Below are 7,334 nucleotides of genomic sequence, written 5' to 3' on the forward strand. Positions count from 1 at the left end.
GTTTATACTTTACCTATGAGGAATTGAAACTTGCATATTCTTTGCTATGATACATTCTTAATGCTATGTTTATACTTTACCTATGAAGGATCAAAATAGTTTTTATTACGGGAGTACAAGATAGAGTTTTTTACTTTAAAGTAGAAAGCTCTATTTCTATGCTCAAAATCAACTTTTGATAATTGACAAAAGAAATAAAAGATATTACTATAGAACTATAGAAGTAAAGAGGACAAGAAATAAAGAGGTGTAGAAATAGAGAAGGGAGTTTAAAAAGATGAAAACCATAGCAATAGGTACTTTAAAAGGTGGAGTCGGCAAAACACAAACAGTTTTTAATATAGTAGGCTTTTTAGCTGAAATGGGAAAGAAAGTTTTAGTTTTTGATAATGATCCCCAAGGTAATACGACTAATGATTTTGGATTAGATAAAAGAGAAAGTAGGTTTATTGGAGCAGAAGAAATATATGAGAATGATATTAAGGCAGATGACATTATAATCAAATCTCCTATTGAAGGATTATCAAATTTAGACATTATACCAGGAACTATTTTATTAACTAGAACGGAAATGAGAGTTATTTCATTGGCAGGTAGGGAATTAATTTTAAAAAATTGGTTTAAGAAAAATATGAAAGTTTTAAGTCAATATGATTATGTTATATTTGACACTAACCCTTCTATGTCTGTTATAAATCAAAATGTATTTTTAATTGCTGACAGTATAATTGTCGTTAGTGATATAGGTATGAATAGTTTAGATGGAGCAGAGTATTTTATAGAGCTATGGAGTGAAATAATAGAAAGATTAGATAAAGAAAATAATATTAAGGCCTTTATTATGAATAAGTATAGAAAAGGAGTAAATGTTGATAGAGACTTTTTAGAATACATAAAAGAACACGAAGTGATTAAAGAAATATTGGTTGATACGCCAATACCTTTAAATACTAAATTAAACGAAGCTGAAATAAATAATCTCCCTATTAATATGTATGATAGAACATCAACAGGATATAAAGCATTTAAAAAAGTTATAAATGAATTAATGGAGAAAGGAGTTATTTAGGCATGGGGAATATGTTTAAGAAAAGGGATGAAAAAAGAAAAGGATATGCAGATGAAATATTAAGTGCAGGAAAATCTAAAATTGATGATAGAAAAGAAGATAAGAAATATAGAAGTAAAGAAGTTGAGAGTAATAAAGAAAACAAGTATAGAAATAAAGAATACTATAATTATAGAATACTGCCTATAACAAACTCAAGAAATGGAGATAAGTATAAGGCCAATTTTTCTTTAGATGAAGAAACTATGCAGAGAATAAAGTATATACAAATGATGACAGGAATAACTCAAAGAGAATATTCAAAGATTCCAGAAAAAGCAGTAGAGTTAATGTATGATATATTTTTTTTACTTAAAGACAAAGATGTAAATATTTTCAAAGATTCATTAGAAGATGTAATTAAGAGTTTAAGAGATATAGAAGTATAAAAATAAAGAAGTTTAGAAGTATAGAGAAAGAGAGGTGTATAAAAAATTTTTGAGATTAAGTTTCTCGAAGACTTGTATACCAAGAGTGGAAAGATATTGTTTAACAAAGATGGAAAGTATAAGATTGTTGGTCTAAATGAAGATTTTTATATTGTGAGAGCACATAGTAATAATTATTGGGTTAAAAGGGATAAGTATAAACATAAAGTACAAAAAGTAAAAAGAAGATACTAAATGTTATAAATTCTATAGTAACATAATTTGTTTCAATAGTTGAATAATAATGTTAGTTTTAGTATAATATATATATAAGTTGTGTGGCGATAATTAACTTAAATAAGAAAAAGAGCTGGTGCCTTACCACCAGCTCTTTTTCTTATTTAAATACTTTTACTGCTATAACAATTGCTTTTATAAGTCTAGCTATTGATGTAACTACTGCTGCGAATGATTTTAAAACTTTTGCTATGTCCGCTTTACTACTGTTGTGTGGCAACATTAACTCTCACCTCCTTTAAAGAAGGATAGAATAATTATACCATATATTTAAAACACCTTTACAAGAACATATGTTCTGTATATAATACTGTATAGGAGGTGGAATAATGACAAAAAATACTATAAATATAACAGATAAAGAGACTATAATATATTTAGTGGCCAAAGGATTCAACATTTTGAATTCGTATAGCGATGGAACAAAGAGTATAATGGAATTTGAGAAAACAAAAGAATTTAAAAAAGCAATTTTAGATTATACTAATCAAAGAGGTTCTATCAATATAGCTGATTTTCTTGCAGCAGAAAAAAGAGTGACCAATCTATTCCATATAAATAAAAAAATAGTATAAAGTTTAGTTTCCATTTACATATTCAACTACATCCTTTCAAATTCAGCTTTCATCACTAAAAAAGGAGTGATGAATATGTTGAAAAGTCCAATTTCTTGGATGGGTGGAAAATATAGATTAAGAAAAAAAATTATAAAACTTATACCAAATCACAAATGCTATATTGAAGTATTTGGTGGAGCAGCTTGGGTTTTTTTCGGAAAGAAACCCTCAATTGTGGAAGTATATAATGACATTAATAAAGAATTAGTGAATCTTTTTAGAATAATAAAATATCATCCCAAAGAGTTTATGTTTTGGATTGAAAAAGATATTGTAAGTAGGGAAATTTTTAATGAATATAAAGATATTTCTGGAAAATATCTAACAGATATCCAACGTGCTGTTAGATTTTACTATATAATTAAATATAGCTTTGGAAGCAAATGTGATGCATTTGGATATGGAAAAAAGAAAGGTCCTAGTAATGCTATATTTGATACTTCTTTCGTATCAAAAGTAAGAAAAAGATTGAATAATTGTTATATTGAAAATTTAACTTTTGAAATTCTTTTTGAAAAGTACGATTCTCCAGAAAGTTTTTTCTATTGTGACCCTCCTTATTATCAATTGACTCAATATAAACATAAATTTTCAAAAGAAGATCATCTTAAACTTTTGAAAATACTTAAAAATATCAAAGGAAAATTTTTATTAACCATTAATGATCATGAAGAAATAAAGTCCTGGTATAAAGATTTTCACATAACAAAAGTAGATGTAGGATATTCAATAGCTAAAAAAAGTGAATCGAGAAAAAAATATGGAGAATTAATTATAACTAATTATAATCCAAAACTAATTAATACAAATTACTAAAAATGAGATTATAGTAAACCACCCATAAAATGGGTGGTTATAATTTTTTTGGGCTATATTTTTCTCTGAGTTTATCCTGAATGTTTTTTCTTTCTTCTACATCTTGTCTTAGATATATTCCTTTTTTTATAGAGACTAATTTTCCCTGTCTATTCATATCAGATAGACGTTGTTTACTTATACCGAGATATTTTACAACTTCTGAACTCTCCATAGTCTCTTTTTCAATTAATTTTATTAATTGGTCGCGATTCATTAAAATCAACCTTTCAGTTTTTTTATTCGATTATTGCTATAAATAATCATTAATAAACCTATAGCTATTAGCCAAAAGTTTTTAGTGAAACAAGCTACTATTAAAAATAATGTAGCTATAAATAGTGAAAACTCATTGATTCTTAGTTGAATCAAATCATACACCACCTTTTTAATTTAGTAGAAGTGAGGGAATAAGGTTAGGGTTTTACCCTAACTTTATTCTTTCAACTTTTTTATTATGTCTAGGATTTTATCTACTATCTGGAGTAATATGTAGACAATACCTAGAAGAGCAAGAGTGAATTGTAGATTCACTGTCCCTCACCTCCTACTTATATTATATCAAACCTGCGTAAAAAGTCAATAGATAATCGAATTAAATGTTAAAATAATTTGAATAAATTAATAGACAAATGGTATAATATAAATAGAGTGAATTGTAGAATCTACTTTTAACAAATGGAGAACAGAAAGATTGGTACATGAGTACCAATCTTTCTGTTTTTTTGTTTATACATAGCTCAATAATTCAGACCCATCTTTTGAGAAATATATTGTATAAATAATTTTATCAAACAAAAATTATGTAATTAAATTAAGTTTTTGTAAATAATAACTTATTTGACATGATATGACAATATTTTATTAAAGTTTATGATATAGTCTATTTGAACAAATATAAAAAACTTAAAACTAAGGAGGATTTTATTATGAAGAAGTTACTATCTGTTATTCTTTGCTTAACTATGATGTTTTCATTATCTGCAACTGGGTTTGCAACTTCAGCAACACCGAACTTAAACGAAGTGTCTCAAACATACGGTATTCCTGTTGAAGTGCTTGAAACATTAGACCAACCTATGCTACAATCTCTTATTAATGATATGACAAACTACGATGTTGTTTCATCTGAAAGCAAATACATCAAGATAATCACTAATAATAAAACTGAAACTTCAAGAACAATCGAGGGGAGTTACGAGCAATATATTTCTGAAATTATGTCACCTATTCCATTCATAAGTGATACAGACGAGTCAAGTGGCTGGCTAAGAATCCATACAACTGTAATAGATAAAAACAACACTACTGGTCAGGCATCATGTGCATTTACTTGGTTAACACCACCTAGTCCACGTCAAACAGATGTTATGGGATTAGCATTAACACAAGGAACTTTTGTACACAATAGTGCTAATGGTTTTTACACTCATACATCACCTAACAAAGATCGTACTATAAACTATTCTTCTCGCAGCTTTGACCAAGAGGGTCACTCTATAAGTTGTAAAGTTAAACTTGAACTTTCCGATTATCTTTCAGAGGCAAACGACTTTATGTTCCTCCGCTCTGACTTCTACAAAGAAGGTAATAGCGAAGGTGTAAACGGTGTTTATGGACATAAGAAGTGGGGTCTTTCTATCAATCCTAGCTTTTCACTAAGTAGAGCTGGTGTCTTTAGTATTTCGGGTGGTTTTGAATTTGTTGATTACTATCAACAAGAAAAAGGATATGTTTCAATCTATTGGTAATAAAAAAAGAAACCAGCATATGCTGGTTTCTTTTTTTATTCTTCTGTATCAGATTTTTTATGATGTTTTTTACTCTCTAATTTATCAAGTCTATGTAAAATAGCTCCACCCATTATTGATATTGCTAATATACTACCTATGTCTATATCGTGATTATTTAAAGTTATTCCATTCCCTATAGTTCCTACAAAAAGCGTCCACAAAATAACCTTTATCATACCTTTTCCTCCTTTCATTTATAGTATCATCTATTACTGTCTAATTAAGTATAACCTATCCAGTCGAATTTTGGAAGTTTATACTTTTAAGGAATTATAAGTTAAATATGTATTTATAAGTAATATTATATTTATAGTTACTACTTTACCTATGAGGAATTGAAACCAACCACATAGAGAAAAAACTTTAAAAAACTTTTAGAAAAAAAGTGGTTTTTTGAAAAAAACCACTAATATATATAATAGAATAGTTTTCTTTAGGTTATATAAAAATAGGGAGATTAAGAAGCAATATGTTACTCTTCTATTTTTTCTCAATGATAGTACTACAAACGATGGTATATGGTACTATCATTTTTATATAACAATTTTATAGTATTTTATGATAAAATAAGTACCATAAATAGTACCATAATTATAAGAGTACCATAAAGTTAATTTTTGCATTTGTGGTACAAGGAGGTATATTAATGGGAAAAGTTTTTGGATATGGAAGAGTTTCAACAAAGGATCAAAATCCTGAATTACAAATTAATGCTTTAAAGGATTCAGGATGTCATCCTTCAGATATTTATATAGAAAAAATATCATCTAGAAAAAAAGAACGGCCATTATTTAAAAAAGTATTAAGGTTATTACAAGAGGGGGATACTCTTGTTGTTTGGAAGATAGATAGGATAGGTAGATCTGTAAAGGAACTGGTTACAATTCTTGAAGACCTAATGAAAAAAGGAGTCCACCTAAAAACTTTAACGGGAGCTCTTGTAGTTGATACTAAAACGGCCCAGGGTAAACTTATGTATTCTATTATTGCTGCTTTCGCAGAATACGAAAGGGAAATAAATAGAGAGAGAACTTTAGCAGGATTAGAAGCTGCTAAGAAAAGAGGTATAAAATTAGGACCTAAATATAAATTGAATGACAATGATATCAAAAGAATGAAACAAATGAGAAATGCAGGCATGTCAGTGAAAGATATACTTAAATATTTTAATATAGGAAAAACTACGTACTATAGGTATATGAAAAGAAATGAGTCAATACAGAAAGAAGTATGAAAGTATAGAGATATAAAAGTTATTTTTTATAGGTACAGTAAAAAATAAAACAGGATTAAAATCTTGTCTTATTTTTATGCAAAAGTTTCAATTCCTCTCTACTATTGAAGAATTAGATGATATTATTTTGTATTTAAAGACAAATAGGAAAAAATTTAGTATAATATGTATATAAGAAGGAATAGTAAATACGACTTTATAAAACTTCCTCTTTTTTTATTCCTAAACATGAGTAGAAAGAGGTTCACAGGCAAGAAACAAATGAAGAGGAAGTGATAATATTAACGAAAATCTTATAGTTATATTGGCTATTGTTGCTATCACAGCAATTACAATAGTAGCTTTTGTAACTTTAGTTTCAATAATGGTATACTTTACAGAAAAGAAAATAAAAGCAGGTTTTAAATCAAAGGCTGAATCTATTAATACAAAAACAGAGTCAGATGTAACAATTGAAGCTATAGATGATAAAAAATAAAATAGTAGGTCTGTTTTGGCAAACACCTACTATTTTAAAAAAGTCGTATTTAATTAAGTTTTGAGCCTATATCTCTTTCTACTCTTATTATACCATAATTATAGTGAAATTAAACCTAAAATATAAGGAGAGATTTTGAATGACTGCATATTTAGTTGCAATTTTTTCTATTATATCAATGACTATTGGGGGAATATATAGTATAAGAACCATTGTAAAACACCAGTCAAAATGAATAGTTCCTAAATAAAATAGAAAAGTAAGACTAATTAGGGGTATTATACTATGGAAGCATACATTTTAAAATATTAAGATAAAAAATTTCTTTTGAATACACAATTAACTATTTAATAGAATTTATGTAGGGCATGAGTTCTATTATTTTTTTGTATCTTTATTTCTACTAATATGGTAAAAATATACAATTGATAAGAACTCTTTGAGATTAGTGATTATATATTTTTATAATTTATTATTATCAAATATGATAACATCTATAAAGATAAATATATGTGTATCTGTATTAGAGGATTCTAAATGTCGTCGACCTCCAGTAGTGCAAAAACCCCTGGAGGTCGACGACA

General features: G+C 27.4%; 10 protein-coding genes. 7 read left to right on the forward strand and 3 right to left on the reverse strand.

Annotated features, from left to right (window positions below; translation table 11 throughout):
• Positions 1–277: 277 nt before the first annotated feature.
• Together Q326_RS0114480 and Q326_RS0114485 are read left to right on the forward strand one after the other, a co-directional pair.
• Positions 278–1,069 carry a ParA family protein gene (locus tag Q326_RS0114480; protein WP_026896019.1) on the forward strand — a complete coding sequence of 264 codons (792 nt, stop codon included), beginning with the start codon at positions 278–280 and terminating at the stop codon, positions 1,067–1,069.
• A gap of 2 nt (positions 1,070–1,071) precedes the next feature.
• Positions 1,072–1,497: a hypothetical protein gene (locus Q326_RS0114485; protein ID WP_026896020.1), complete on the forward strand. Its 426-nt coding sequence runs from the start codon at positions 1,072–1,074 to the stop codon at positions 1,495–1,497.
• Positions 1,498–1,873: 376 nt separating this feature from the next.
• On the opposite strand, the gene Q326_RS19130 is transcribed toward Q326_RS0114485, so the two are convergent.
• Positions 1,874–1,996: a hypothetical protein gene (locus Q326_RS19130; protein ID WP_284071448.1), complete on the reverse strand. Its 123-nt coding sequence runs from the start codon at positions 1,994–1,996 to the stop codon at positions 1,874–1,876.
• Positions 1,997–2,102: 106 nt separating this feature from the next.
• Between Q326_RS19130 and Q326_RS0114500 the strand changes: the two genes are divergently transcribed.
• Both Q326_RS0114500 and Q326_RS0114505 read left to right on the forward strand, forming a co-directional pair.
• On the forward strand, positions 2,103–2,348 hold the full coding sequence (locus Q326_RS0114500; RefSeq protein WP_026896021.1) for a DUF5659 domain-containing protein: 246 nt from the start codon (positions 2,103–2,105) through the stop codon (positions 2,346–2,348).
• A 75-nt stretch (positions 2,349–2,423) separates the two neighbouring features.
• Positions 2,424–3,206: a DNA adenine methylase gene (locus tag Q326_RS0114505; RefSeq protein ID WP_026896022.1), complete on the forward strand. Its 783-nt coding sequence runs from the start codon at positions 2,424–2,426 to the stop codon at positions 3,204–3,206.
• Positions 3,207–3,243: 37 nt separating this feature from the next.
• On the opposite strand, the gene Q326_RS0114510 is transcribed toward Q326_RS0114505, so the two are convergent.
• Positions 3,244–3,462 carry a hypothetical protein gene (locus Q326_RS0114510; RefSeq protein ID WP_026896023.1) on the reverse strand — a complete coding sequence of 73 codons (219 nt, stop codon included), beginning with the start codon at positions 3,460–3,462 and terminating at the stop codon, positions 3,244–3,246.
• A 712-nt stretch (positions 3,463–4,174) separates the two neighbouring features.
• Here Q326_RS0114510 and Q326_RS0114525 point away from each other — a divergent pair.
• Complete coding sequence (locus Q326_RS0114525) at positions 4,175–4,996, forward strand: hypothetical protein (RefSeq protein ID WP_026896024.1); 822 nt, start codon at positions 4,175–4,177, stop codon at positions 4,994–4,996.
• Between the two features lie 35 nt (positions 4,997–5,031).
• Here Q326_RS0114525 and Q326_RS0114530 read toward each other — a convergent pair whose 3' ends face one another.
• Positions 5,032–5,214: a hypothetical protein gene (locus Q326_RS0114530; RefSeq protein ID WP_026896025.1), complete on the reverse strand. Its 183-nt coding sequence runs from the start codon at positions 5,212–5,214 to the stop codon at positions 5,032–5,034.
• A gap of 470 nt (positions 5,215–5,684) precedes the next feature.
• On the opposite strand from Q326_RS0114530, the gene Q326_RS0114535 reads away from it, so the two are divergent.
• Together Q326_RS0114535 and Q326_RS18595 are read left to right on the forward strand one after the other, a co-directional pair.
• Complete coding sequence (locus Q326_RS0114535) at positions 5,685–6,272, forward strand: recombinase family protein (RefSeq protein ID WP_034602459.1); 588 nt, start codon at positions 5,685–5,687, stop codon at positions 6,270–6,272.
• Between the two features lie 304 nt (positions 6,273–6,576).
• Positions 6,577–6,750, forward strand: a complete 174-nt coding sequence (locus Q326_RS18595; RefSeq protein WP_156936327.1) for a hypothetical protein — start codon at positions 6,577–6,579, stop codon at positions 6,748–6,750.
• Positions 6,751–7,334 lie beyond the last annotated feature (584 nt).

Origin of the sequence: Clostridiisalibacter paucivorans DSM 22131, assembly GCF_000620125.1 — a bacterium.
In the GTDB taxonomy this organism is placed as follows: Bacteria; Bacillota; Clostridia; order Tissierellales; family Clostridiisalibacteraceae; genus Clostridiisalibacter; species Clostridiisalibacter paucivorans.